Annotated in this window: 18 protein-coding genes, 2 tRNA genes and 1 pseudogene; 4 read left to right on the top strand and 17 right to left on the bottom strand. The window is 38.5% G+C overall.

Features of this window, described 5'->3' with window-relative positions; genetic code table 11:
• Positions 1-4 precede the first annotated feature (4 nt).
• Together Q0H92_RS09650 and Q0H92_RS09655 are read right to left on the bottom strand one after the other, a co-directional pair.
• Complete coding sequence (locus tag Q0H92_RS09650; protein WP_296014415.1) at positions 5-1,330, bottom strand: aspartate kinase; 1,326 nt, start codon at positions 1,328-1,330, stop codon at positions 5-7.
• Between the two features lie 14 nt (positions 1,331-1,344).
• Positions 1,345-2,664, bottom strand: a complete 1,320-nt coding sequence (locus Q0H92_RS09655) for a DUF1015 domain-containing protein (RefSeq protein WP_296014417.1) — start codon at positions 2,662-2,664, stop codon at positions 1,345-1,347.
• An 86-nt stretch (positions 2,665-2,750) separates the two neighbouring features.
• On the opposite strand from Q0H92_RS09655, the gene Q0H92_RS09660 reads away from it, so the two are divergent.
• Positions 2,751-4,184, top strand: a complete 1,434-nt coding sequence (locus tag Q0H92_RS09660) for a hypothetical protein (RefSeq protein WP_296014421.1) — start codon at positions 2,751-2,753, stop codon at positions 4,182-4,184.
• A gap of 93 nt (positions 4,185-4,277) precedes the next feature.
• Here the strand turns inward: Q0H92_RS09660 and Q0H92_RS09665 are convergent, their stop codons facing one another.
• A complete protein-coding gene (locus Q0H92_RS09665) occupies positions 4,278-4,568 on the bottom strand; it encodes an HPF/RaiA family ribosome-associated protein (protein WP_013702196.1) in 291 nt (96 codons plus the stop codon).
• Positions 4,569-4,750: 182 nt separating this feature from the next.
• Here Q0H92_RS09665 and Q0H92_RS09670 point away from each other — a divergent pair, with 182 nt between their 5' ends.
• Positions 4,751-5,065, top strand: coding sequence for a hypothetical protein (locus Q0H92_RS09670; RefSeq protein WP_296014424.1), 315 nt, complete (start codon positions 4,751-4,753; stop codon positions 5,063-5,065).
• Between the two features lie 78 nt (positions 5,066-5,143).
• Here Q0H92_RS09670 and Q0H92_RS09675 read toward each other — a convergent pair whose 3' ends face one another.
• The 6 genes and pseudogenes from Q0H92_RS09675 to earP all read right to left on the bottom strand — a co-directional run bounded on the left by Q0H92_RS09675 (position 5,144) and on the right by earP (position 11,764).
• Positions 5,144-6,808 carry a Na/Pi cotransporter family protein gene (locus Q0H92_RS09675; RefSeq protein ID WP_296014426.1) on the bottom strand — a complete coding sequence of 555 codons (1,665 nt, stop codon included), beginning with the start codon at positions 6,806-6,808 and terminating at the stop codon, positions 5,144-5,146.
• Positions 6,809-6,950: 142 nt separating this feature from the next.
• Complete coding sequence (locus tag Q0H92_RS09680; protein WP_296014429.1) at positions 6,951-7,496, bottom strand: NlpC/P60 family protein; 546 nt, start codon at positions 7,494-7,496, stop codon at positions 6,951-6,953.
• Positions 7,497-7,683: 187 nt separating this feature from the next.
• Positions 7,684-9,552 (bottom strand): annotated as a pseudogene (locus tag Q0H92_RS09685) (phosphoenolpyruvate carboxykinase (GTP)); the annotation flags it as partial.
• A gap of 235 nt (positions 9,553-9,787) precedes the next feature.
• A tRNA-Arg gene (locus Q0H92_RS09690) sits at positions 9,788-9,862 on the bottom strand.
• A 45-nt stretch (positions 9,863-9,907) separates the two neighbouring features.
• Positions 9,908-10,480: an elongation factor P gene (efp, locus tag Q0H92_RS09695; RefSeq protein WP_273465922.1), complete on the bottom strand. Its 573-nt coding sequence runs from the start codon at positions 10,478-10,480 to the stop codon at positions 9,908-9,910.
• A gap of 93 nt (positions 10,481-10,573) precedes the next feature.
• Positions 10,574-11,764 carry an elongation factor P maturation arginine rhamnosyltransferase EarP gene (gene earP / locus Q0H92_RS09700; RefSeq protein WP_296014432.1) on the bottom strand — a complete coding sequence of 397 codons (1,191 nt, stop codon included), beginning with the start codon at positions 11,762-11,764 and terminating at the stop codon, positions 10,574-10,576.
• Positions 11,765-11,861: 97 nt separating this feature from the next.
• Here earP and Q0H92_RS09705 point away from each other — a divergent pair, with 97 nt between their 5' ends.
• Positions 11,862-13,427: a YifB family Mg chelatase-like AAA ATPase gene (locus Q0H92_RS09705; RefSeq protein ID WP_296014436.1), complete on the top strand. Its 1,566-nt coding sequence runs from the start codon at positions 11,862-11,864 to the stop codon at positions 13,425-13,427.
• 31 nt (positions 13,428-13,458) lie between these two features.
• Here Q0H92_RS09705 and Q0H92_RS09710 read toward each other — a convergent pair.
• A tRNA-Leu gene (locus tag Q0H92_RS09710) sits at positions 13,459-13,541 on the bottom strand.
• 199 nt (positions 13,542-13,740) lie between these two features.
• On the opposite strand from Q0H92_RS09710, the gene Q0H92_RS09715 reads away from it, so the two are divergent.
• Positions 13,741-15,303 (top strand): ATP-dependent DNA helicase RecQ, encoded by a 1,563-nt coding sequence (locus tag Q0H92_RS09715; RefSeq protein ID WP_296014439.1) that lies wholly within the window; start codon positions 13,741-13,743, stop codon positions 15,301-15,303.
• A gap of 3 nt (positions 15,304-15,306) precedes the next feature.
• On the opposite strand, the gene Q0H92_RS09720 is transcribed toward Q0H92_RS09715, so the two are convergent.
• The 7 genes from Q0H92_RS09720 to pnp all read right to left on the bottom strand — a co-directional run bounded on the left by Q0H92_RS09720 (position 15,307) and on the right by pnp (position 24,516).
• Entirely contained in the window at positions 15,307-16,995 is a 1,689-nt protein-coding gene (locus Q0H92_RS09720) for a HEAT repeat domain-containing protein (protein ID WP_296014443.1), read from the bottom strand.
• Positions 16,996-17,029: 34 nt separating this feature from the next.
• The gene (gene tgt / locus Q0H92_RS09725) at positions 17,030-18,166 is read right to left on the bottom strand and encodes a tRNA guanosine(34) transglycosylase Tgt (RefSeq protein ID WP_296014447.1); all 1,137 of its coding nucleotides are present in this window, start codon (positions 18,164-18,166) and stop codon (positions 17,030-17,032) included.
• 24 nt (positions 18,167-18,190) lie between these two features.
• Positions 18,191-19,261, bottom strand: coding sequence for an LptF/LptG family permease (locus Q0H92_RS09730; RefSeq protein WP_296014451.1), 1,071 nt, complete (start codon positions 19,259-19,261; stop codon positions 18,191-18,193).
• On the bottom strand, positions 19,258-20,412 hold the full coding sequence (locus Q0H92_RS09735; protein WP_296014455.1) for an LptF/LptG family permease: 1,155 nt from the start codon (positions 20,410-20,412) through the stop codon (positions 19,258-19,260). Before Q0H92_RS09735 ends, Q0H92_RS09730 begins: the two co-directional genes overlap by 4 nt.
• 194 nt (positions 20,413-20,606) lie before the next feature.
• Entirely contained in the window at positions 20,607-21,050 is a 444-nt protein-coding gene (gene dut / locus Q0H92_RS09740; protein ID WP_296014459.1) for a dUTP diphosphatase, read from the bottom strand.
• Entirely contained in the window at positions 21,035-22,321 is a 1,287-nt protein-coding gene (locus Q0H92_RS09745; RefSeq protein WP_296014464.1) for a pitrilysin family protein, read from the bottom strand. The genes dut and Q0H92_RS09745 overlap by 16 nt, the downstream gene beginning before the upstream one ends.
• Before the next feature lie 104 nt (positions 22,322-22,425).
• Positions 22,426-24,516, bottom strand: coding sequence for a polyribonucleotide nucleotidyltransferase (gene pnp, locus Q0H92_RS09750; protein WP_296014467.1), 2,091 nt, complete (start codon positions 24,514-24,516; stop codon positions 22,426-22,428).
• Positions 24,517-24,612 lie beyond the last annotated feature (96 nt).

The following is a 24,612-nucleotide window of genomic DNA, read 5'->3' on the forward strand; positions in this document are numbered from 1 at the left end:
AAAATTAAGCAAAAAGAACTGAATGAATCGCTTCAACAGTTTTGTCCGCCTGACTTGTATCCACAAGCATGCTTATGTTGACTTTGCTTGCGCCTTGGCTTATCATCTGAACATTTATTCCTTCTTTTGAAAGTCCGTCAAATGCCTTTGCAATAATCACGCTGGATCTTGAAGCGTCGCAAATTATTGTAACAATCGCCTTGCCAGTTTTTACGTTGACATCAGCCACGCGCTTTAAATCTTCAATAAGCCCTGTCAAATCCGCTTTTCCATCAACAGTCAAACTGACAGAAACTTCGGAAGTCGCAATCACGTCAATGCTGATATTCCATTTTAAAAACTGATTGAAAATATGCGCAAGAAATCCGGCGGCTCCAAGCATTCGGCTAGACTGAATATCTATGAGCGTTACATTTTTTACTTTTGTAATCGCAGTTACAAGCGGACGAGTTCCTGTATGCTCTTCAACAATAAGAGTGCCGCGGCTTTTTATGTTGTAGCTGTTTTTTACGCGGACAGGAGTTCCAGTTTTTCTGCAAGGAATCATGCTACGCGGATGAAGAACCTGACTTCCGAACATTGCAAGCTCCTGCGCTTCCTCGTAAGTTACTTCGTCAACAGGACGGGCTTCTTTTACAATGCGAGGATCTGTTGTCATAATTCCGTCAACATCTTTCCAAGTCTGAATTTCTTTTGCCTTCATTGCCGCGCCAATCATCGTTGCGCTCAAATCGCTTCCGCCGCGACCCAAAGTTGTTATGATACCGTTTTTATCTTTGGCAATGAAACCAGTTACTATAGGAATTTCATTTGAAGTTCCGTTTTTGTATCCATCAAGATGCTTCGGAATATTTTCCCAAACTTCATCCAAAAGTTCAGCCGCCATATAATTTGAATCGCTCACAAATCCAATGTCCCAGGAATCAAACGCTTTCGATTCAGTTCCAAGAGAACAAAGGTAAGCTGACATCATGCGCACGGACATACGTTCGCCAAAAGACACAAGATAATCTCTGGTGCGTTTTGTAAGTTCATGCAACATGCTTATTCCAGTAAGAAGCGTTTTCAATTCGCCAAGCAATTCTTTTATTTCCGGAACAGAAACGTCAAGCTGTTTTTCTGTTTCAATATGAAGCTTTTCAATTTTTTCAATGTCAACAGTTCCCTTCACTGCCATGTCAGCAGCTTCAAGAAGATGATCTGTTGTGTCTCCCATTGCGCTTAAAACAACAACAGGACGCTCATCTTTATATGCCTGAATTATTTCGGCTACATGTTTAATGCGGTCAGCGTTTGCAACTGAGCTTCCGCCAAATTTCATTACAATCATAGCAACGATTATACTTAAGGATTAACTGAAAGTCTATCGGCTGAAAAAAGTTTTCGGCATTCAAGATAGAACCGTTTTTCGCTTGCTTCTCCCATGCTGAAACTTTTTCTAGGCAAAGGTCCGCGACTAGAAATTGTTTCAAAGAACGAATCTTTTGCAATCGGAGGAAGAAGAATTGCAACTGCATTTTTTTGCGCGCCAAGCCTGAAAACTTCTTCATTTCCGTGAATATAGTCAATTTCAATTTCTTTGTTGCATGAAATAAATTCATCAAGCAACGGCTGAAGACGGCTAATTGCAAGTTCCTGAATTTTTGTTTTTATTCTGAAATATTTTTGCTTTTCATTTTCTTTAAAAACAAAACCAAAATCTGCCTTGGAACTTTTTACATTTTTTTCCAAAACATTTTCACTTGTTTCTTCTGCAAGCTCGCCGTCAAGTTTTTCATTTAAAAAAGAAATCAGTTTGGAAGCATCGCAATTAAAAAGAACACGGTGAATCGGCTCAAAGGTCAAACCAGAATCATAAATGTTTACAATTTCAACAAGAGCATAGCGCGCATTTAAATCTGGCGAATCAGAATTTTTGCATTCGTCCCAAACAGCTTTTGCAGTCGCCAAAGAATGGTTTCCGTCTCCAACAGCAAACAAAAAAGAATTTCCGTCGCTGTCAGAATTTTGCTTTTTTAATTTTTCAAGCGCAGAAGAAATTTTTTCAAAGGTTTCTTTTGATTTTACAGCCCAGCCTGAAATGTGGCCGGCATTCATCATCAAGTCTCCGTCATAAACCGGCGGATTTTTTTTAGCTTCAATGCCAGCTTCTTCCACAAGGCAATGTTCAGAATCGTTCACCAGAAGCATAATGTGCGGAAGCTCAAGCGGCGCATCTTTTCTGATTTCTTTTCGAACAGGAATTCTTTCTGGAATTGTAGCTTCCGTAGCGCGGATTAAACTTTTTGAAAACGGCTTCCATTCATAAGTTTCCAAATCAATCGCAGCAACAAGACCGTGGCGAATTCTTCCATAGCAAGTTTTTCGCTCAACATAAATAAATTCTTTTTCAGGCGAATCAAAAATATTTTCATCAAGATATTTTTTCATTGTCTGGCGGATTTTTTTTATCCGCTCATTTTTATCTGAAGAAGAAAGAAAAATTTCCGGCAAAATCAAATTCAAAGTTGAAGGAGAACTGCCGACAATTTCCTCTGCTTTTTTCCAATAATCAAAATCCTGCGTATACTGATCGCACGCCACAACGCACCAAGTTTTTAAATCCTTTTTTCGAGGCAAAAGAATTTCCGGGATTTGTATTCCAAACTGCTCAAAATTTTCCATAAAAAAATTATATAGATATTTTTCAATTTTAGCCATAAGAGAAAACGAAAATTGAATTTTCTAAAAATTGCAATTATAATTAAGCAATGGCAGGATTAGAATTTCAGCAAAGGCAGATTCAGTCTCAAATTCAAATAATGAGCCAAAAGCAAATTCAGGCTTTAAAACTTTTAGCCATGAACTCAAAAGATTTGACTGAAGAAATTTACAAAGCTACGGAAGAAAATCCTGCGCTAATCATAACAAAAGGCAAATCAAACTGGGACGGAACAAAAATATCATCAGCAACTGCAAGCGGCGAAGAAGCAAGCGAAAATTTTCAGGCGGCACTTGAGGCAAAAGCTGATGACCGGGAATCTTTGCAGGAACATCTTTTGTCCCAGCTGAACACAATGCGTCTTGGCGCAACTGAAAAAATTTTATGCGAAAAACTCATTTACAATCTTGATGCAAAAGGATTTTATATTCTTGCTCCAGTTTCGCTTCTTGACAAAAAAGACAAACTGCAAACGCCGGGGCTTTTGGAAAAATGCATTGAAATTGTAAGGCAGTTTGAACCTTGCGGAGTGTGCGTTGCAAACACAGAAGAAAGTCTGCTTGTGCAGGCAAAGCAAAAAGAAAATGCGCCGCCTCTTGCAATTTTTATTTTGGACGGAAAACTAAAATTCCTTGATCCGCCGCGTCCTGAAAAAGTTCTCCAGAAAATTCAAGAATATTTTTTAGAACAAAAAAAACTTTTTGCAAATTCACAAAATGAAAAATACAAAAACTTAAATCCTACGATTCAAGATGTGGAAAAGGCAATTGATTTTATACGGACGCTTGATCCTTTTCCTGCGCGGAATTTCAGCACAAAAGAAATTCATTTTATTTCTCCAGATGTTTATGTGGAAAAAATTCAGGAAGATTTTCAAGAAAATCAGATTGAAGACAACATTGTTACAAGCGGAAAAAATTCTTGGAATGTACGGCTTGCAAAGGACAACTTTCCGCAAGTTTCCATTAACCCGGAATTTTTAAAACTTGCAAAAAACAATGCAAAAAATTCTTCATCAATAAAAACTGAAATCAAAAAAGCAAAAGATTTTTTAGACATTTTGGAATTCAGGCAAAGCACACTTTTAAAGGCTTGCATCGAAATTGTGCGGATTCAAACTGATTTTTTTCTGCACGGACAAGGCAACTTAGTTCCTTTAAGGCAGCAGGATATTGCGGACAAACTTAAAGTCCACGAAACAACAATTTCACGAATGGCAAACAGCAAATTTCTTCAATGTGAATGGGGACTTTTTGACATAAAATATTTTTTCACAAACGCTGCAAGTCAAAAAAACAAAAGCATAAGCCAAGACAAAGCAATGTCGGAACTAAAAAAAATCCTGAGCTCTTCCGCCGGGAAAAAAATGAGCGACCAAAAACTTTCAGAGGAACTGGAAAAATCTGGAATAAAAATTGCACGCAGAACAGTTGCAAAATACAGAAGCAAACTCAGCATAGAATCTTCGTACAACAGGCAATAAAAAAGGCTGCCCTTTTTAGACAGCCCGAATTGTTTTAAAGTTCAGATAAAAAAATTATTTTTTGAAAGAAAGATTACTTCTTTGAAGAAAAAATTATTTTTTCTCTTGGACCTTATCTTTTTCTTTCTTGATTTTTGTATCAAGAACATCCATCATTTTGTTGAGCGCAGCTGCAAAGTCAAAATCATCGCCTGTAACATGAGCATTGCCGCCCCATCTAAAGTTAACAGTTGTATCAAAGTAAAATTTTTTGTCTTCCTTTACGTGCATAATCAAGTCAACGATAAGATTTTCAGCGTAGCTTATGCGTTCCAGTTTTTTGTTGATAAGAGCTGTCTGGTCTGAATCCAAAGTAAAGCCCTGTGCAGATATTGATTTTGTCATAGTTTTTCTCCTAATAAATATATTTAAATTCGCAGCAAACTGCCGCCGCAATCTTTTTAAGATTACACTAATATTATACTACGGAATATTCCAAAAAGCAAAGAAAAGTTTTTTATAAAAAAATGCTTGACAGAATCCCGGGGGGGGTACAATATAATATCCTATTTTTTCTGGAGGTAAATATGAAAAAAGGAGTAGGTTTATTGTTGTCTATGCTGATTTTGGCGGCAACATTAACAGGTTGCATTTCTATGACACCGCTTAGTGATGCAGGAGCTTTTCCGGGTGATGCGCAAAGCTATGAAGTTCTTGGACGCGTAGAAGTAAAATCTTCAGCCACAAATTCTGGCTACAGCAAGCTTTATGCAGAAGCAAAGAAAAAGTATCCAGAATGCGATGACGTTGTAAATGTAAAAGTTGACACAACAAAAACAGTGTTCCTTATTTTTACATTCAACAGTTACAATATGAGCGGAATTGCTATCAGCTATAAATAACTAAAATTATTTATAGTAAACTGGCTGTCAAAAAGTACATAATGAAGTACGCTTCAAAAAACTTTTTGGCAGTTTTTTTTATTTTGTAAGAGCAAGCTGTTCTGCGATGTTAAAGCAGCGGTCGCCAATTTTTTCTATCTGGCGCACCAAATCCATGTACAAAAGCTCGGCCTTTACATCTGCACCGTCTTCAAGCCGTTTGCGTGCTATTTTTTTCAAAGCTTTGCGTTCTGCGTCAATCTGAGATTCAAGTTCATTCGCAAAATCAAGCTGTTCCTTTGAAAGAGCCTTGTTAATATTTTTATAGATAAACTGAAGCAATTGCCGCGCAAGTTCAAGATAAGGAATCAAACGGTCAAAATCTTCCTTTTTAAATACGTAATGTTTTTCTGTTATTCGCTTTAGGTAAACGCCAATGCTCAGGCAGTCATCAGACATAGATTCAAGCTCGCCAGTAATCGAAATCATCACATTGATATTTTCACGGAGCTTGTCATCAATATCAAGCTGGGCACATTTTAAAAGATACTTTGTAAGCTGTTCCTGCATCTGGTCAAGGTAATCTTCTTCCCGCACAAGATTATCGTAATGGTCCACAACAAATCGCCCGGACAAATCAGTAAGTCCGTACTGAAGCCTGTCAAACATCTGCACAGAAATATCAGCCATCCGTCGTACTTCCATTTGCGCTGAAACAACAGGAATTGTAGGAGACTCATGCGCGGCGCGTTCAGGAAATTCAAACTTATATATAGAAGGAAGCGAAGCCTTGTCGTCTTTTATAATAAGATGCGTAAGCTTGCAAAGCGGATTTACAAACGGCATAAAGAAAACAGAGCCGATTATGTTAAACATCGAATGAAGCATCGCTATGTGCATTGTAATATTTTCTGTAACAGTTCCCGGAACAATTAAATCCACAAGCTGCGTAAAAGGCTTTATAAAAATCAAGGCGACAATTGCAGTTACAGAATTGAACAAAACATGGACAAGCATTGTGCGCTTTGCATTTGCATTTGCCCCAAACGAAGCCATAATGGAATCTATAGTCGAGCCTACGTTGCTTCCGATTATAATTGCCGCGGAAAATTCCCAAGTAAGAATCTGGTTGTACGCCATCGTAATTACAATCGCCGTCATAGCGGACGAAGAATGAATCATCGCAGTAACAAAAATTCCGATTAAAAAAGCAATAAGATAGCTTAAAGTTCCTTTGTCCTGCAAAGCCGGAAGAAAATTCATTGCGCCTGAATTAAGCGAAATCGTGCTTGAAAGCCACTGCAACGCAATAAAAAGAATTCCAAATCCCATAATGGCTTGTCCAAGCCCCGGATTTTTAATTTTCTTTATGATTGTAAAAAGATAGCCAATGCCAAAAAGCGGAATCGCAAATGCTGAAATTTCAAAGTTAAAGCCGAATATCGCGACAATCCAAGCCGTTATCGTTGTTCCGACATTTGCGCCCAGAATCACGGCAATCGATTTGCTTAGCTCAATAAGCCCGGCGTTTACAAAAGAAACAACCATGACAGTTGTAGCCCCGGAAGACTGAATTATCATAGTCAAAAAACAGCCTGTAAAAAATCCGGTAAATCGGTTTCCCGTCATAAGATGAAGAGCAGCCTGAAGTTTGTCTCCCGCAGACTTCTGGATTCCATCGCTCATCATTTTCATTCCAAAAAGAAGAAAACAAAGACTGCCAAAAAACTGAAGGAATATAGACAATATGCTCGAAATGCTCATAAGCCGATTATACAGAAAAACACCACGAATTTAAAGCAAAAAGTTGAAGCTGTTCGAATGATTTCAAACTGAAAGAATAATTACGTTACAAAAAAAATCCCGCCAGAAAAATGCCGACGAGATTTAAAAAATTTATTTTACATCAGTACTGGATCTTCATCACGCCGAACGACTTAAAGTGCGAATCACTGGCGGCGTAATATCGGCAAGTAACACCGCTGATGTCGTCTTTTTCCGTGCTGTCGATAAAATAGACATTTCCGTTTTCCATGCGGTCAAAAAGCGCGATATGCGACACATTGGAAGAATCAGCCTCGCCCATGAAAATCAAGTCGCCCTGCCGCATTTGCTCCAGCGCAACATGGGACGAAGCGTTTTCGCACATATAAGATGCCGTCATATCCGAAGCAAGCAAAGAATATTTTGTATCGACCATTGCGTATTTGTAGCACATCACGACAAGCCCCGAGCAATCTATGGCAATCGCAGAGCGCACAGGAGCCTGACCGCCCAGCTCGTAAACCGTATCAGAATCTTTGTACAGCTCGGCAAAACGGAACGCGCGCGAGACAATTTCCTCAGGACAGTCTATTTCAGTAGTATCATCGGAATCATTGTTGAAATTGCAGGAAACAAACAGAATGGCGAAACAGAACAAAAAAGGAGCAAATAAAAATTTGCTTTTCACTTCTACCCCCCCCATGTATAGTATTTCATGGGGCTGATAAAATTAAGATTTGAATAAGTGCATTATACCACGAAATGCATGAATTGCAATGATAAAATAAAAAGTAAATGAAACAAAAAATCCCGCCAGAAAAAATTCCAGCGGGATAAACTTACCTAGTTTGCCTTTCGGCAAACTAGCGCAGCTGTTATGCTTTATTCAAGCGAGCCTCGAGGTCATCCAAGCAAGCGGACAATTCTTTTGGAAGATGTTTGCCGAACTTTGGATAGTGGTTTTCGCGGATGTCTTTACATTCCTTGAGCCAGCCTTCCTTGTCAACTGCTGTGATTGCTGGAATCTGTGCTTTGTAAACGTCTGCAAGACCGTCAAGGTTGAGAGCACCGTCTTTTGGCATGAATCCGATTGGTGTGTCAACGTAGTTGTCTTTTCCGTCGCAGCGGTCAAAAATCCATGCAAGAACGCGGCTGTTGTCGCCGTATCCTGGCCACATGAATCCTCCTGGAAGCTCCTTGTTGTCTTCGTCCTTGCGGAACCAGTTAACATAGAAAATCTTAGGAAGCTTGTCTTCTTCACCGCGTTTAGCAGCTGCAGCCCCTACGTCAATCCAGTGCTGGAAGTAGTCGCCCATGTTGTATCCGCAGAATGGAAGAATTGCGAACGGGTCGCGGCGGATTTTTCCAACCTGAGAAGCATCGATTGTAGAAGCGGCAGTGATTTCTGAACCTACGATAGATCCAAGGAATACACCGTGGTTCCAGTTGCGGCTCTGGTGTACAAGTGGAACTGTTGAAGGGCGACGTCCACCGAACAAGATTGCGCTGATTGGTACACCTTCTGGAGATTCCCAGTCAGAAGCGATACAAGGGCACTGTTTTGCAGGTGCTGTAAAGCGTGCGTTCGGATGAGCGAATTCTTCACCCTTAGGAGATTTGTCTTTTGGAAGAGCATCGCGTACGTTGCCTTTCCAGTCAACAAGCTTGCCCTTTGCAGGATAACCGATTCCTTCCCACCAAACGTCTCCGTCTTCTGTAAGAGCACAGTTTGTGAAGATTGTGTTCTTTGAAGCAGCTTCAAGAGCGTTCTTGTTAGATTCAGCGGATGTTCCTGGTGCAACACCGAAGAAACCTGCCTCTGGGTTGATAGCGTAAAGACGACCATCTTTTCCGAATTTCATCCAGGCAATATCATCGCCGACTGTTTCAACTTTCCAGCCAGGGATTGTAGGAATAAGCATTGCAAGGTTTGTTTTTCCACAAGCAGAAGGGAATGCGCCAGTAACGTATTTAACTTCTCCTTCAGGGTTTGTGAGCTTAAGGATAAGCATATGCTCAGCAAGCCAGCCTTCTTCGCGTGCGATTACAGTTGCAATGCGGAGAGCGAAACATTTCTTTCCAAGAAGAGCGTTTCCGCCGTATCCAGAACCGTAAGACCAGATAAGGCGTTCTTCTGGGAACTGGCTGATGTATTTGTGTTCAACATCTGCGCAAGGCCAAACACCGTTGTCTTTTTCGCCGTTGTTTAGCGGTTTTCCGACTGAGTGAAGACATGGAACAAAGTCTCCGTCCGTGCCGAAATATTCCCAAACTTTTTCGCCTGCGCGTGTCATGATGTCCATGTTGAGAACAACGTATTCAGAGTCTGTAAGCTCAATTCCGTATTTTGCGATCGGCGAGCCAAGAGGTCCCATGCAGAACGGAATAACGTACATCGTGCGTCCGTGCATACAGCCTTTGTAAAGACCTTTCATTGTAGCCTTGAGCTCTTTAGGATCAATCCAGTGGTTTGTAGGACCGGCATCCTCTTCCTTTACAGAAGAAATGAATGTGCGTGACTCAACACGTGCAACATCACTTGGAAGCGAGCGGAAAAGGAAGCTGTTAGGCTTTTTTGTAAGCGGAGTTGCAAGGCCTGCATCAACGCATTTTTTCATAAGGCGGTCATATTCGGCTGTAGAACCATCGCAAACAACAACATTGTCCGGCTCACACATCTTAACACATTCTTCAATCCATGCCTTGATTTTGGCATGCTTGATGTCATTAACTGTCATTCGATTACTCCTATGCTTAGAGTCAGAATTGAAATAGCTTTAAGCCTTCTGATTCCATATAGAATAAATATACTTTTTTTTCTGATGATTTTCAATAGACGAAGCAAAAAGAAGTTCATATCAATCTTTCAAAATCTATAATTTTTTCTTATCAATTGAATTTCAGTGAAATTCAGCAAAAGCATGATTTAAAACAAAAAAAGGCAGCGTAAAACTGCCTTGAATCTTAAAAGTGTAACTTTGACCCTCGCGGGGTTCGAACTCGCTACCTACAGCTTAGGAGGCTGTCGCTCTATCCATAGTGAGCTAGGGGGTCATGGCTTTCCAAAGGAAAGAAAAACAATCCTTTGGAAAAACAAATTTATTTGTCTTTTGCTCTTTCTACAAATGAACCGTCTCTTGTGTCGATTACGATTTTATCATCTGTGTTGCAGAACAAAGGAACTCTTACTTCCATTCCTGTATCGAGAGTTGCAGGCTTCAAAGATTTTCCAGAAGTATCGCCTTTGATTCCTGGCTCGCAGTATGTGATTACGCGCACAACGTTAATAGGAAGTTTTACGCCAACCGGCTTTCCTTCATAATATGTGATTGTTACATCGTAGTCATCATCAGGAGAAATGTATCCAGCGTTGTCTCCCAAATCTTCCTTTGAAAGCATAACATCTTCGTAAGTTTCCTGATCCATAAAGTGAAAATCATCACCGTCGATATAAGAAAGCTTTACATTTTTTTCTACAAGGTCAACATCGTCAAATTTTTCACCAGCATCAAGACCCAAATCCTGAGTTCCGCCTGTAACAATATTTTTTACACGAAGCTTTACTGTAATTCCCTGACGTCCGGCTTTCTGACCAAGCATTTTCTGAACAATAAAAGGAGAGCCTTCAAACATAAAAGCTGTTCCAACTTTAATTTCGTTTGTTGATAACATAATAAACTTCCTTGATTATAAACTTGCTATTCGATTATATATGAACTGAAATAAAATTGCAACATTTCAAAATGCGGGCAAAACAAATTTGATTTAGCGCGGAATTTTCGTTTCAAGAAATTTCAAAAGATTTTCAGCAAGATTTCCGTTCTTTAAAATTTCATCGGAAAATTTTTTAAATTCCGGTTTTAACTTTTCAGAATTTTTCAGCAAGGAAAGAATTTCATTTTTCATTTCTGAATTTATTTTTTCATTTTCTGACGGAAGTTTTTTTTCTTCAAGAATTTCCAAAGCTTCTGGGCAGCAAGCAGCTTCAAAATTTCGATTGTACAAAAAAGAAAATTTTTCAATCTGCGGAATTTTTATTTTTTGCAAAAACACGTTCAGTTTTACAATGTGAAATTCTTCTTCCTGCGGATAAATGTTCCATATAAACGGATTTCCCAAAAGACAACATCGGCTGAACGAATCTTCCCCGCGCACAAAAGAAAAATCCATAAGCGACAAAAAAGCGTCCCAAACTTCCTGCTGCATAAACGGAAGACAGACAAAATCAACTTTAAATTTTTCCAAGGAAATTTTTGCTGAATCTGCTCCAGCACCGGGCGCAACAAAAACAAGAACTTTTTTTGAAACTGAAAATTCTTTTATCGCGGAAGCTAAAAAATCAAAATTCTTTGGATAAGAAAAAATCAGAATTTTAAATGAATCAGAAAAATTTTCTGAAAAAATTTTTTTATCAAGATTTTGTTTTACAAGATTCAAGGCATAATTTTTTTCAGAAAGACAACGCATAAAATTTTTGTCCAAAATCAAGCCGCCAGTTTTTTTTGTAAAGCCCGGCATGAAATTTATTTTTTTTATTTTTGCAGAACGTGTGCCGCTTTTTAATAGATGAAAATCATCAGCCCAAGATTCAGCTGTCAAATATTCAACGTTCACAATCTGAACATTCAAATTAAACTGAGGCGAAAATAAAATTTCTTCAAGCCATTCCGGGCGGCCGCATTGAAAACATTCCAAAATAAATTCCGGCGGATTCTCTGAAAATTCTTTTTTGCAAAGCTCATTGTCGTTCCAGTCAAAAATTTTCCATCCGCAGAATTCCTGAAACGACTTCGCCGAATCTATGCCTTTTGAAATTTTTGCAAACGAATCAAGGTTGCTTACAACAAGCCGAATTTCAAGATTTTTTTTCAACTCGGAAAGCGCGCGGCACAAACGAAAAACAACTCCGATGTCGCCAAAATTATCAACGACTTTGCACAAAACTGTAATTTCCATAGAAAAACATTCTATCAAATTTTTTTGATTTGCGGCATTTTTTTTATTTTTTCCATAATAAAGTTTTTAATTCTTGAATTTTTTATTTGGAGCAAACATGAAAATTTTTTGTTTTTCGCCTTTTGGCTACGAAGGAAATCTTGTTACAGTTGAAGTTGATTTGCGCCGCGGAATTCCTACCGTTGACATAGTCGGGCTTGCGGACAATGCGGTAAAAGAATCGCGAGAAAGAATGAAAAGCGCAATTATAAATTCCGGGCTTTTGTTTCCGCCTGAACGAGTTCTTATAAGTCTTTCTCCTGCCGATTTGAAAAAAGAGGGAGCCGGTTTTGACCTTGCGATTGCTCTTGCAGTTTTGTCAGCAAAAGAAAACTTAGAAAATGAAAATTCTGCATTTCAAACAGAACCGATTCTTGTGATTGGCGAGCTTGAACTGAACGGAAACATACGGCCTGTAAAAGCCATTCATGCGGCAGCGGCAACTGCTTATGCAAGCGGAATAAGATATTGCATCGTTCCTGCTGCGAATGCGGAAGAAGCAAGGGAAATCCGCACAATGAAAATTTTTGGCGCAGAAAATTTGACAGAAGCTTTCAATGCGTTAAAAAATCCAGAATCATTTTCTGATTATAAAACTTCGCACGTTGAAGAAAAAAACGGAAGCGCAATAAAAGATGCAGTTGAAATAAATGGAATTCTTTTTCCGCCGGAAGAATTTGAGTTTAAAGAAATTTGCGGGCAACAAGAACTTGTGAGAGGTTTGCAAATCGCCGCGGCAGGAAAACACAACTTGCTCGCGTTCGGTCCTCCCGGCTGCGGAAAAACACTTTCGCTTCAAAGATTTCCTGCGCTAGTTCCATTGCTCACAAAAGAAGAAAGTCAAAGCGTAACCCGGATTTATTCGATTGCAGGAATTCTTCAGGCTGGAGCAAGAATAATAAAAAAAGCTCCGTTCAGGCAACCGCACCAGACGTCTACAATAGAAGGAATGTGCGGCGGCGGAATCCATTGCAGCCCAGGAGAAATTTCACTTGCGCACAACGGAACTCTTTTCTTAGACGAAGCTGCGGAATTCAGAACATCAGTTCTTCAGATTTTAAGAGTTCCGCTTGAAACAGGAAGCATAACTTTAAGCAGAGCCGGACGCTCCACAATTTTCCCATCAAATTTTCAGCTTTTGATGTCAATGAATCCGTGCCCCTGCGGAAACTACGGCTCAAAAGAAAAACTTTGCTTATGCTCTGCCCGCTCAGTCGAACAATACTGGAAAAAAATTTCCGCGCCGCTTTTGGACAGAATCGACTTAAGCATTCAAGTTGAAAAAGTTTCAATAGAAAATTCAAATTCATCGCAAAGCATTTCAACATCAGAATTGCGGAAAGAAATCGCGGCGGCAATAAAAATTCAGCGCAAACGTGGAAAAAGAAATTCAAGGCTTTCTCCATCGGAAATAAAAGAATTTTGCCAGATGAATTCGGAAGCAAAAAAAATTTTAGACGAGGCAACTGAAGCTTACGAGTTTTCGCCAAGATCCGTTTCTAGCTGCATAAAAATTGCAAGGACAATTTCAGACATGAAAGAAGAAAATGTAATTGGAAAAGATTCAATGGAAGAAGCTGTGAAATTTAAAAAGCCAGCAGGCGCAATGAATCTTTTGGCATAAAAAAAGACCGAAATGAATTCGGTCTAAAAGATACCGGCTCAGAGACTTGAACTCTGACACGCTCGCGCGCAAAAGATTTTGAGTCTTTCGTGTCTACCATTCCACCAAGCCGGCAAGTGATAAATACTATATCAAAAAATAAAAATAAAATCAAGAGGAACTTTTAAACTCGTCTGGCTTTTGCAACTCTCTCAAGAGAAAAATGGAGGTTTTATTTTTGGAATCATTTTTGTATAATCATTTGTATGAATCTATAAAAAACATTTCATTTCAATTCGTATTGCAAAATTCATTATTTTTTCAGGAACCATCTATGGAATACACATTATTCGACAGAACACCGGAAGATATTTTAAAATCAGTTTTTGGCTATGAATCATTCAGACCGATGCAAAGAAAAATAATTCAAAATGTTTTGGACGGACGCGACACGCTTGCTGTCATGCCGACTGGAGGCGGAAAATCTTTATGCTATGAAATTCCGGCTCTTATTCTTCCGGGAATTACAGTCGTTGTTTCGCCGTTAATCGCATTAATGCAAGATCAAGTGGCGCAACTTGAATCCTACGGAATTTCTGCCGTCTGTTTAAATTCGTCTCTTGAAAGAAACTATTATCAAAAATGCTGCGAAAAAATTTTATCAGGAAAAATCAAGCTTCTTTATGTTTCGCCGGAAGGATTGAATTCAGGCAGAATGATTCGGCTGCTTCAGGAATCAAAAAGTTCTGTTGACTGCATTGCAATCGACGAGGCTCACTGCATAAGCGAATGGGGACACGATTTCCGCCCGGACTACATGGAAATAACTCATATAAGAAATCAGTTTCCAAAATCAGTTTTTCTTGCGCTCACGGCAACTGCGACAAAGCAAGTTCAGGCTGATATTATAAAAAATCTTCGGATGGAAAATCCTGAAATATTTATGGCAAGTTTCAACAGACCGAATCTTTTTCTTCAAGTAATAAAAAAAGACAAGCCGATAGAACAAGTTCTGAACTTCATAGAAAATCATCCGAATCAAAGCGGAATAATTTACTGTTTTTCAAGGAAGCAAGTTGATTTAGTCGCGCAAGAATTGCACATAAATGGAATAAAAGCATTGAGCTATCACGCAGGACTTAACGATGCGCAACGGGCAAAAAATCAGCAGGATTTTATTTCTGACAAAGCTGACATTATGGTTGCAACAGTCGCATTCGGAATGGGAATTAATAAACCTGACGTTCGCTTTGTAATTCACTTTGATATGCCAAAATCCATAGAGCAATATTATCAGGAAATCGGGCGGGCAGGACGCGATGGACTAGAAGCTGAAGCCTTGCTTTTATACAGCGCAGGAGACATTCACAAAATCAGATATTTTTTTAAAGACAATTTTGATTCCGCTAAATCAGAAAATCTTTTGCAAGGAATGATAAACTACTGCGAAAATTCTGTTTGCAGGCGGCAATCACTTTTGTCTTACTTTGGGGAAAGCTATTCAGATGCAAGACAAGATTGTGTTTCTTCAGAAAACTGCTGCGATATATGCGCAACGAAAAAAATAAATTACAATCAGCCGCGCGCAATTCTTCATAAAAAAATTCAAAGTTTTCCAAAGCCATCAAAAAAATCTACAGGCGAACTTTTTGTTTCTGACACTTTAAAAAGCAATGAAAAAATTTTATCAGAAAAAATACGAAGCTGGAGAAAAAAGGCAGCAGAAGAATTAAACGTTCCGCCTTATGTTATTTTTGGAGACAAAACACTTTTTGACATTGCGCAAAAGAAGCCATCAAACATAAAAGAACTTACAAGCTGCTACGGAATAGGAGAAATCAAAGCTGAAAAATTTGGGTACTTCATCTTGAAAATAATAAAAGAAAATGCGCAGTGATTTTTAAGATTGCTCTAAAATCCGTTTTGCTTTTTTTGCATTTGCATTTTTCTTTTTTGCTCCAAACTGATAGCCTTTAGGCTTTTCTTTTTCCTCTGTCAAATTTTCTTCTTCGGCATCTTTTGCAATTTCTTCAACGGCGGATTTTACGCTTGGGTATCTTCCTTTTGCCCAAATATCAAGACCAGTGCCCTGAGTCGCAACGTCATCGCTTGCAATATATTCCGCGCAAATATCAGCGAATTCAGAACGGTCATATTTTGCAAATTCTTTTCCCAACGCATAACGCAAATTTTTCTGAATGTCGCTCTTCAATGCTGAACGCGCAAGCTCTATAACTTCTTTTGTTCCAGCATGATTATATTCAAGCAACGCCGCAGAAACTTTTGCTTTTGTAGCATCTCCAATTTTCTTGTCTTTTAAAACACTGATTAAATAATCGTTTCCGTCAGAAGTATTTAAATCCGCAATCACGGAATAACATTTTTCCTTTACCTGCTTCTGCTCATCTTTGTCTTTGCATCTGAAAATCAAAAAAGGAACAGCCTTGTCAATTCTATTTTTTCCAACTGCGGAAACTGCTTCGAGCCGGACTTTGTACTGGGAATCGCGCAACGCCTGTGTAATCAAATCCGAAGATTTTTTGTCATTGAAATATGAAATTCCTTTTATAACATAAGTTCGAAGATTCGGATCACTTGACTCAAACAATTCCACAAGAATATCTTCTGACTCTGGATTTTCCATTGCGCCAATTGCTTCCGCAGCATACATTCTGACAAAAGTATTTTCGTTTTCGTCTTTTGCAATTTCTGAAATTTTCTGCCAAGTTTCAACAGCCTTGATTCTTCCAAGAACACGCATCAAGGCTTGCCGCTGGGAAACATTCAAATCATCACGGTCAAGATAATCCGCAAGAAAAAGCGCCTCTTCTTTTCCGCCTGTTTCACCCAATGCAGAAAGCGCGCCTGTAAAATACGCGTCCTCCTCTTTGTCAACCAAATCAACAAGTCCCGGATTCGCATCTTTTATGTCAGCTTCGGAAACATATTTAAAGCATTTTTCAACAATTGAATTTTTTTCATCGTAAGGATCATTTATAATTTCAACCGCGTAAGAAGCGAGGCAAGGGTCTTTTAATTTTGTGAAATACTCAAGAATTTTTTCTTTTACAGCAACACTTTTTGTTTCTTGAAACAAATCATAAATTCCGTCAACAAAACGATTGTCCTGATTTTTTGTAAGCTCATCAATCAGTTCTGTAATCTGACCTTCAAGTCCATATTTTAAAATGTCATTGCAGTTTTTTTCATAATCCTTGGAACGGTCAACATAATTTTTTGAAGTGTCATGTTTTTTGGGACGAGCATCTGCCGGATAAATTTTTTCTCTTGTATATTTAAATTTTATATTCTCTGAAGGTTGGCTTCCGGAAATTGCATCGTAAGTTTCTGTTTTTGGCTCATCTTGAATTTCTGAAGTTTCATTTTCAGAAAGAGAAACATCTGGAATTTCTGTTTCAACATTTTGCGAAGTTTCTTCCGAAACAATTTCATCTGGCGCAGAATTTTCTGTTTGAGATTTTTCAGATTCAGACAAAATATTTTCAATAACTTCTGGCGTGGAAGATTCCTGAGACCAAGCAAAAGTAAAAATCAATGAAACAGCAGCGAGCAAAAATTTTCTCTTCATTTTTTCTCCAGACAAATCATTTTAATTATCGGCATCAAAGCTCATTTGAATGAAAATTATCCAAGAAATTTTTTTTGTATTCTTCAAATTTGTCGTTTTCGATTGCTGTGCGAATTTCTAAAATCATATTGTGCAAAAAATAAAGGTTGTGGTAGCTTGCCAGCATAGAAGAAAGAATTTCCTGCTCGCGGAAAATATGCCGCAAATACGCACGCGAATAAGTTTTGCAGACTTTGCAATTGCATTCAGAATCAAGCACAGAAAAATCACGTTCAAATCTTTTTTGCTTGATTGAAAGCATTCCTTTGTGATGAAAATAAAGTCCATGCCGGGCAATGCGCGTAGGCTGAACACAATCAAACATATCAATTCCATTTGAAACTGCGTCAAGAATATATTCAGGAGTTCCAATTCCCATAACGTAACGAGGCTTGTCTTTTGAAAGAAACTGAACTGTGTATTTCAACTTTTCAGCAAAAACATCCGCAGGCTCGCCAACGCTCAATCCGCCGATTGCAAGTCCCAGAGTTCCGAGAGAATCCACAAATTCCGCGCTTTCTTTTCTAAGGTCATCAAAAAAATTTCCTTGAACAATCGGAAACAAAATTCCTTTGTAGCCATTTTCAGAATGAAGCTTCCATTCTTTTAGCGCGCGAACAGCCCAGTCAGAAGACAAACGGAAAGCTCGTTCAGCCTCGCGTCTTTCAACGCCATATCCAGAGCAAACATCAAGCTGCATTTGAATGTCGCTGTTAAGTTTTACTTGAGTTTGAACAACATTTTCTGGAGTAAAAAAATGCTTGCTTCCATCAATTGTGCTTCTAAAGGCAACTCCTTCATTTTCAATTTTCCGAAGATTTGAAAGGGACCATACTTGAAATCCGCCGGAATCTGTTAGAAAATTTTTGTTCCATTTTGTAAATCCGTGAAGTCCGCCAGCTTCAGAAACAATGTCAGCGCCGGGACGAAGATAAAGATGATAAGTGTTTGCAAGAATAATTTCAAAGCCGATTTCTTCCAAATCATCTTTGGTCAAAGCCTTTACAGTTCCCTTTGTTCCAACCGGCATAAAAACAGGAGTCTGAACATCTCCGTGCGCCAAGTGAACAACTCCAGTCCGCGCGCAGGAATTTTTATCTTCATGGTGAATTTCAAAAAAATTTTCTATCATAACATTTTTCCTCATTTTCAATTTTTAAGTTTTAGCATATTTCAACAAAACACAGCTGACAATTATAAAAAGCACAACCGGACTCCAGGCTCCAAACAAAGGCGGAATAGCCTGAAACTTTGCCATAAGCATCGTAACCATTTGAAGAACATAAAACAAAACAACTGCCGTTATGCTCATTGCAAGGCTTACAAGCAAAACATTTTTACGAGTTTTTCCGCTAAGTCCAATCGCTAAAAAAACAACAATAAAAACGACAAAAGGAAACGAATATTTTTTATAATAAACAGATTTTTCTTCTGCGCTTGGAAGCCCTGCTTTTTCAAGATGCTCTATATATTCTCTGGCTTCTTTCGTGTTCACCTGTTCAACAGAAATTGTATTGTTCCTAAAAGTTTCTGGAGGTTCCAAAAGACGTGCCTCTAATCTTTTTTCCAAATCGCAAGTTAAAAAATTTCCGTCTTGAAATTTATATTCCACTGCATTTTCAAGCTTCCAAGAATTGTTTTTCCAAAAAGCTTTTTGAGCATAAACAAGCGCATCGGGCTTTTTTTCTTCAGTTCTAAACAGAACATAAAGTTTGGAAAGAGATTCCGCTTTGTTGTTGAAAAAATCCGCCTTATAAATTACGTTTCCGCCTTCAGCCATAATCACAATCTTGCTGTTGTTCAAAGATTTTTCCTTCGACAAAACTGATTCCTGCAGCTGTGTTTTTTTTGAAAATGTCGGAACAACAATATTGTCCTCAAAAATAAAAAGTGCAAAACTCATTGCAACAGCAACGGCAAGCAACGGAACTGAAAATTTAAAAAGTGAAATTCCAGATGCAAAAACCGCAAGCAATTCATTTCGCGCATAAAAATCACTGAGCATATAGGCAGTCGCAAAAAGCATTGCAATCGGAACTGCATACCAAACGGCTTTTGGAATATAATAAACAAGAATCAAAGCGACATCGCGCGACGAAACATTTTTTGAAATATAATTCCACAGATTCATAAACAAATCTGTGAGGCAAAGAACAAGAACAAAAAACATGACCGCGCCAATAAAAACTGGAAAGAAACGCTTGAGCATATAAAAAACAAGTTTCATTTTTTCTTGAGCCTTATGTAAAGAATAATTCCTAAAATTCCTATTACAAAATTAGGAGTCCACATCATCCAAAATCCGTTGTAGCCTCCGCGGATTCCAAACATTTGACCGATTATTGTTGCTGACCAGTAAAGAACTGAAAGTATTATTCCGAATATAAGTCCGAGTGTCTGCCCATCTTTTTTTCCGAAAATCAATGCAAGAGGAAAAGCTAACAGGGCGAAGAAAAATGATCCAAAAGGAACTGAAAATTTTTTATTGTATTCAAGTATAAAAGTGTTCAATCTTTTTTTCGTTGAAGAATTTTCCTGCTTCATTTTTTTTATTCGCTTTATCAAATCCCACGATGTCATTTCACGAGGCGAAGTTCCGTTGCTAGAAGAAATAATAGAATCTTCAAAAATGTTCAGCCGCAGTTTTTCAGCTGAAATAGATTCATAGTTTTCAGTTTCTGATTTGTCGAGGCTCAAGACAATCGGGCTGTTCATATCAAGCTGCATAATTACGCCCGGAGTTGAAGATTTTTTCACGTCGGAATTTTCAGCCATTATAATCCGCTGAACGCCGTCTTTTTCCGAATCGAACAAAACAATATCAGAAACATTATTTTTGTTTACATTTCCAATCACCAAAGTTGAATCATTCATTCTTTTTATTGACTTTGATTCAAGCTCAATAGCAGGATTTGACACAATAATTTGTTTGAAAAGCCGGTTATATTTTAAGGTTCCAATCGGAAGAAAATAGTCATTCATAATAAAACTAAAAACTGAAATCAAAAGTCCCATTGCCAAAACAGATTTTAAAATCAAACTGTAACGCTGACCACTTGCCCGGAAAATTAAAATTTCATTGTCGGTAACAAGTCTGCCAAGGCACATCAAAAATCCAACAAGAGTCGCAAACGGCGCAGACTGGGAAATAACATTCGGCAAACAATACAAAATCAGTTTTAAAACAGAATTTACTGGAACTCGTTTTTTTAAAATAGTTTCAGCAAGCAAAAGAATTTGATTTACAAAAAACACAACAAAGAAAAAAACAAAGCAAATTAAAAAGTAAAGCAAAAGTTCTTTTGCAATGTAGCGGACTAAAATATTTGATTTTACAGAATTCAGCTTGAAAATTTTCTTTGCAAAAAAAGCCTGCATTTTTACACAATCAGTTTTTCTTCCAATTGAAAATCCAGCTGTGTAAATTTTTCTTTGTAAATCAAAGTGTTTTAGTTTTTTAAATTTCCGTTTAAAAAAAAGAAAACAAAAAGCAATCTGTTTTCTAGCAAAAACAATCGCTGAGTCTATTTTATTGTAAACAAATTCAAAAATTTTTTTTGCCAACATCAAGATTAGACACCAGTGCTTCCGAAGCCTCCAGCTCCACGCAAAGTTTCAGAAATAGAATTTACAGAAATAAAATTCGCTGTTGTAAATGGAGAGATTACAATCTGGGCAATTCTATCTCCGCTGTTCACGATAAAATCTTCCTGCCCAAAATTAGCAAGAATAATTTTAAGCTCACCGCGATAATCGCTGTCAATAGTTCCAGGCGAATTTAAAACAGTAACGCCATTTTTTAAAGCAAGTCCGCTTCTTGGACGAACCTGAATTTCATAGCCAGACGGAATTTCAAAACTCAAGCCTGTAGGAATCAAAGCGCGCTCGCCTTTCTTAATAACAATCGGAGAATCCAGCAAAGCGCAAACATCAGCACCGGCGGAACCTTCAGTTTTATAAGCCGGCACAACAGCGTTTTTTTGCGCAACAATTTTCAAATCTATTTTTTCCAACATAATATTTCCTTTTTTTGTTTTGAAGAAAGCGCAGGTCCGTAAACAAGCGAAGATTTTTTTTCTTCATTTAAAAGATTTTTTATGAAGCCGATTATATCATTTTTTTCAGCCGAACGTATACTATTCAGAATTTCTTCAGTTTCGTAAAGCGGAAATCCCATCGAATAAAAATTCCAAAGCCGTTGCATCAAAAACGCAGTTCTAGTTTCCCCAAGAATTTCCGAGCCGCACAAACGCTCTTTTGAAATTTCAATTTCTTCATCTGAAATTTGGTTTTCAACAAAGCCTGAAATTTCTTCTGAAAGCTTTTTATAAACTTCAGCCGCTTTTGTTTTTTCACAAACAGCATAAGCGCACCAAAGCCCTGCGTTTTCATAAGTCGTGTAAAAACTTCCAACTGAATAGCAAAGTCCGGATTTTTCACGAAGCGAAGAAAAAAGCCGGCTGCTCATAGTTTCTCCGGCGGCGGAATTAAAAATCAAAAGTGAAATGTAATCTTTAAAAGAAAGATTTGATGAAAGCGGATACAAAGAAAAAATTTGCGTCTGATTAAATTTGGCTTTTAAAATCCGATTTTCTGTGTTCCAGACAACTTTCTCTGAAAAATGAAGATGCTTAAAAAATTCCTGTGAAGGCTTGTGCTGCGGAAGTTTCTGCAAAGTTTCAACAAGAATATCTTCAAAAATTTTTCCGCAAACAATTACAACAAGCTCGCCTTCCGCAAAATATTTTTTATACCATTCAACCATCTGCTCCCGCGTAATCGAATCAACATCGTCGGAAGTTCCAGTTATCGCAAGGCTAATTTTTTGATTCGGCCAGACACAAGACGCAACTTCATCCATTGCAGAATCATCAGGATCATCCAAAACAGCAAGAATTTCACTTTGAACAACGCCGCGCTCTTTTTCCATTTCTTCAGGCGGAAAAGTACAGTTCGAACTCAAATCGCAAAGAGTTTCCAAAGCCGTTTTATAGTTTTCAAAATTTTCAGAAGGAACAGTGCAGTAAACGCCTACATTTTCGCGCTCGGTAAAAGCATTAAAAATTCCGCCCATTCTGTCAAAAATAAGCGATATGTCCCGGTTCGATTTTGTTTTTGTTCCTTTAAAAATCATGTGCTCGGTAAAATGGCTGATTCCATGCTCACCTTCATTTTCAAATCGGCTTCCAACTGAAAAGTAAAAACCGAATGTTGTAACTTTTGAATTTGCAACTGGCTGAGTGATAAGCGTTATGTTATTTAAAAGATTTTGTTTTTTTGCGAGCATAAAATGATTTTAGCAAATTTCAAAAAGTTTTGCATCAGATTGAAATTTCACAAAAAAAATCCGCCTGCAAATTACAGACGGATTCAGTTCAAAGTTAAATAAACTTATTTGCTTTCAATTGCATCAATGTAGCTCAAATTCAAGCGGCCCATCTTGTCAACTTCAAGCAGCTTTACAGGAACAACCTGACCTTCCTTGAGAACATCGCTTACTTTTTCAACACGGTTTCTTGAAAGTTTTGAAATGTGGCAAAGTCCTTCTTTTCCCGGAAGAATTTCTATAAAAGCGCCAAAGTCCATAATGCGCTTTACAGTTCCCTGATAAATTGTGCCTGGCTCTGGATCTTCGCAGATTCCCTTGATAGCGGCTTTTGCAGCGTCAGTTGAAACTCCGGATTTTCCGTAAATTGTAACAGTTCCGTCATCTTCAGTATTGATTGTAACATTGTACTGCTGGCAAAGAGCTTTTACATTTTTTCCGCCCGGTCCAATCAAAGCACCGATTTTATCAACAGCGATTTTCATTGTTTCAATTTTTGGAGCGTAAGGACTGATTGGCTGAGGTTTGCTGATGCATTTTTCCATTATGTCAAGAATGTGGTTGCGTCCGCGTTTTGCCTGTTCAAGAGCGCGTCTCATAATATCCATGGAAACGCCGGCGATTTTTATATCCATCTGGAATCCTGTAATTCCATCGCGAGTTCCGGCAACTTTAAAGTCCATATCACCAAGGTGATCTTCTTCTCCCAAAATATCAGAGAGAATTGCGTATTTCTTATACTGAGGTCCGTCAGTGATAAGTCCCATCGCAATTCCGGCAACCATTTTTTTCATCGGAACACCAGCAGCAAGCAAAGACAAACATCCGCCACAAGTTGAAGCCTGAGAAGAAGAACCATTAGACTCCATGATTTCAGAAACGACACGGATTGTATAAGGAAATTCGCTTCTCGAAGGAATCATCGGAGCCAAAGAACGGCGTGCAAGATTTCCGTGTCCAATTTCACGGCGGCCAGTTGTAAGCTTTCCAACTTCACCAACTGAATACGGAGGGAAATTGTAATGAAGAATAAAGTTTTCACTTCTGTCGCCTTCAATGTCATCATAAACCTGCTCGTCCATTGCAGTTCCCAAAGTTGTTACAGCCAATGACTGAGTTTCGCCACGAGTAAACAAAGCTGAACCGTGAGGACGCGGAAGAACATTTACTTCACAAGTAATCGGACGAATATCTTCTGTGCCGCGGCCGTCAATGCGAAGACCTTTTTCAAGGATGCTTGAGCGGAGCAAATCATACTGAATGTCATCAAACAAAGCGTTGAACAGTTTCGCCTGAATTTCATCTTCAAGCTGCTCTGAATATTTTTCCGCAATCTTAGCTTTTACAGCCTTTACAGCATTTCCGCGCGCCATTTTTCCTTTCTGGAAACAAGCTTCCTGCATAAGAGGAATTGCCTCGGCTTTGATTGCATCTGCGTTTTCAAGTTTAACATCAAGAGGTGCAAGCGGAAGTTTTTCTTTTCCGGCAAGCTTTACAAGCTCTTCCTGAAGCAAGCACATATCGGTAATAAATCCCTGCGCCTTTTCCAAAGCTCCAAGCATAACTTCCTCTGAAACTTCGTTTGCGCCACCTTCAACCATTGTAAATCCGTCTTTAGTTCCGGCAACAACAATTTCAAGCTGAATTTTTTCCATCTGCTCATAAGTCGGATTCAAAATGTACTCGCCATTCAAATATCCAACGCGAACGCCTGCAACAGGTCCGTGGAAAGGAATGTCAGAAATAGAAACAGCCGCGCTCGAAGCAAGAACTGCAAGAATGTCTGGAGGATTCACGCCGTCAATAGAAACACAAGTCGGAACAATCTGAATTTCACGGCCGAAAGATGTTTCAAAAAGAGGACGCATTGGGCGGTCAATAAGACGGCTTACAAGAATTTCCTTGTCTTTTGGACGGCCTTCACGTTTTACAAATCCGCCCGGAATTTTTCCTGCGGCATAAAATTTTTCGTTGTACTCAACTGTTACAGGAACAAAGTCAAGTCCTTCTTTTGCTTCACTTGAAGCGCAGACAGTTGCAATTACAGCAGTTCCGCCAATCTGCGCATAAACACAGCCGTTTGCCTGCTTTCCGATTTTTCCAGTTTCAAGAATAAGTTCCTGATCGCCAATTTTTCTGGTTACTCTTTGTATCATAAAAGTTTCCTAAATGTGCTTTTTATGAACTTCTGATTATCCACAGATTACATCGATTCCCAATTTATAGAAATCCATATAATCGGTGGACTGATT

It is taken from the genome of uncultured Treponema sp., assembly GCF_934725225.1.
Lineage (GTDB): Bacteria > Spirochaetota > Spirochaetia > Treponematales > Treponemataceae > Treponema_D.

Bases quoted from the DNA above. Each gene is read 5' to 3' on its own strand.
- Q0H92_RS09650 (WP_296014415.1), bottom strand. From the start codon at position 1,330: ATGATTGTAATGAAATTTGGCGGAAGCTCAGTTGCAAACGCTGACCGC.
- Q0H92_RS09655 (WP_296014417.1), bottom strand. From the start codon at position 2,664: ATGGAAAATTTTGAGCAGTTTGGAATACAAATCCCGGAAATTCTTTTG.
- Q0H92_RS09660 (WP_296014421.1), top strand. From the start codon at position 2,751: ATGGCAGGATTAGAATTTCAGCAAAGGCAGATTCAGTCTCAAATTCAA.
- Q0H92_RS09665 (WP_013702196.1), bottom strand. From the start codon at position 4,568: ATGACAAAATCAATATCTGCACAGGGCTTTACTTTGGATTCAGACCAG.
- Q0H92_RS09670 (WP_296014424.1), top strand. From the start codon at position 4,751: ATGAAAAAAGGAGTAGGTTTATTGTTGTCTATGCTGATTTTGGCGGCA.
- Q0H92_RS09675 (WP_296014426.1), bottom strand. From the start codon at position 6,808: ATGAGCATTTCGAGCATATTGTCTATATTCCTTCAGTTTTTTGGCAGT.
- efp (WP_273465922.1), bottom strand. From the start codon at position 10,480: ATGTTATCAACAAACGAAATTAAAGTTGGAACAGCTTTTATGTTTGAA.
- earP (WP_296014432.1), bottom strand. From the start codon at position 11,764: ATGGAAATTACAGTTTTGTGCAAAGTCGTTGATAATTTTGGCGACATC.
- Q0H92_RS09705 (WP_296014436.1), top strand. From the start codon at position 11,862: ATGAAAATTTTTTGTTTTTCGCCTTTTGGCTACGAAGGAAATCTTGTT.
- Q0H92_RS09715 (WP_296014439.1), top strand. From the start codon at position 13,741: ATGGAATACACATTATTCGACAGAACACCGGAAGATATTTTAAAATCA.
- Q0H92_RS09720 (WP_296014443.1), bottom strand. From the start codon at position 16,995: ATGAAGAGAAAATTTTTGCTCGCTGCTGTTTCATTGATTTTTACTTTT.
- tgt (WP_296014447.1), bottom strand. From the start codon at position 18,166: ATGATAGAAAATTTTTTTGAAATTCACCATGAAGATAAAAATTCCTGC.
- Q0H92_RS09730 (WP_296014451.1), bottom strand. From the start codon at position 19,261: ATGAAACTTGTTTTTTATATGCTCAAGCGTTTCTTTCCAGTTTTTATT.
- Q0H92_RS09735 (WP_296014455.1), bottom strand. From the start codon at position 20,412: ATGCAGGCTTTTTTTGCAAAGAAAATTTTCAAGCTGAATTCTGTAAAA.
- dut (WP_296014459.1), bottom strand. From the start codon at position 21,050: ATGTTGGAAAAAATAGATTTGAAAATTGTTGCGCAAAAAAACGCTGTT.
- Q0H92_RS09745 (WP_296014464.1), bottom strand. From the start codon at position 22,321: ATGCTCGCAAAAAAACAAAATCTTTTAAATAACATAACGCTTATCACT.
- pnp (WP_296014467.1), bottom strand. From the start codon at position 24,516: ATGATACAAAGAGTAACCAGAAAAATTGGCGATCAGGAACTTATTCTT.